Annotated in this window: 1 protein-coding gene; it reads right to left on the reverse strand. The window is 25.8% G+C overall.

Translation table 11 applies throughout. The annotated features are described in order from the left end of the window. Window positions 1–1,505, reverse strand: a 1,505-nt coding sequence (locus tag ACVC2P_RS03410; protein ID WP_452597085.1) for a hypothetical protein, incomplete at both ends; no start/stop codon positions are given.

Raw genomic sequence — 1,505 nt, forward strand, 5'->3', positions numbered from 1 at the left:
GAGCAAATGCTTTAAATAAATGGAAAATTAATGTTCTATATTTAAAAAAATAGGCCCTAATATTTGGCGTTGAGTTTAAAATAATTACTAATTCTCTTATTGAGTCTATGTCTAAAGTTTTCTTGTTTGTCTTGATTAACTTAGTTATATAAGCCGTAAATTTATGCTCATTAGGAATTCTTTTAAAAATAGTTGCTTCAAATCGAATTACTAAATCAAAAAGTAAACGATATAATTGGGGAATATCTATTAATGTTAAGTTCATTATACAGATATCTATTAAATGCCCTAAATAAAAGTCTTCTATGTGTTCATAATTAGTTGTATCAATCAAATCCTTTGCAACAAAATCTAAATACGAAACAATCTTATTTCTTTCTTTTGTCTCAAAATTATTATCTGCTTTTATTACAATATATAAATCTTCGATAAGTTCGAGAACCATGTAATAATACTCTTCTTGTATTAATTCATTTTGTAAATTATTTTTTTCTTTAAAATTAAGTATTAATTCGTATTGCTCATTAATTGTAGATATACTCTTAACTGTAGCTATTTCGCAAACTATACCTTCCAACATCCCAAAACTTCGTTCTTCGTTATAAATAGCAATAATATCTTCTCTAAATGGTAGTAAAGTAGATAGCGAGAATAGAGGTAAATCTAAAAATAAAGGAATTAAGTTATTCCTGTATTTAATTTCTTTACTTACTAATATTTCATAAGTATCTATTAGTTTTTCATCCTCAGATTCGTATACATTATCATATTTATCTAATTCAGTTTCTTCGCTTAATAACTTTATTTGCTTACTTGCTTTTATTAATACTTCCATTATAGGTTTAAAAATAATTTTTTCGTTATAACGAGTACCTATTGTTAACAGGTTAGATAAGTAAAAATAAGCCCCAGAGGCCTCTAATTCTTTATTGATTAAATTTGAGATGTCTATTATTTTATTTCTTAATTCTTCTACAAAGTTATACTGAAGTTGGTAAGGCAATTTACCTATAATCTTGTTAATTGATTGGTATATTATTGTACTCCAAAACTCATCATAATAAACTTGCTTGTAAAACATTATAATTAAAGATAAGTCTTCTTTTTTAATAACTTCTGTAATAATCTCATCACTACATTCTGCCAAAAGCATATAATATGCATAACCATAGTAAGGATGTTTATTCTTTAAATGGAAATTATAAAGAAATTCTAAAACATCTATTAAAGTTGTTGAGTTTTGATGTATATTATTACTAGTATCATTATGTGATTGCATACCAACCAGCATAATACAGAAATTCCAGAAAAAGGAGTCAGTAACTAAATATACCATTGCTTCTGCATTTAAATTTTCACGACTTAAATAACGAGCTGCCAAAAACTCTTGAAAGGTTACCGTATTAAAATTAAATTGCCAATGATATGCATCTCTTGAAGTTCTTTTTTGACTTCCTAGACCTATTGCAGATAAAACCTCTACAATTTTAGTGTTAGAATTATCA

Source organism: Pontimicrobium sp. MEBiC01747, assembly GCF_053601635.1.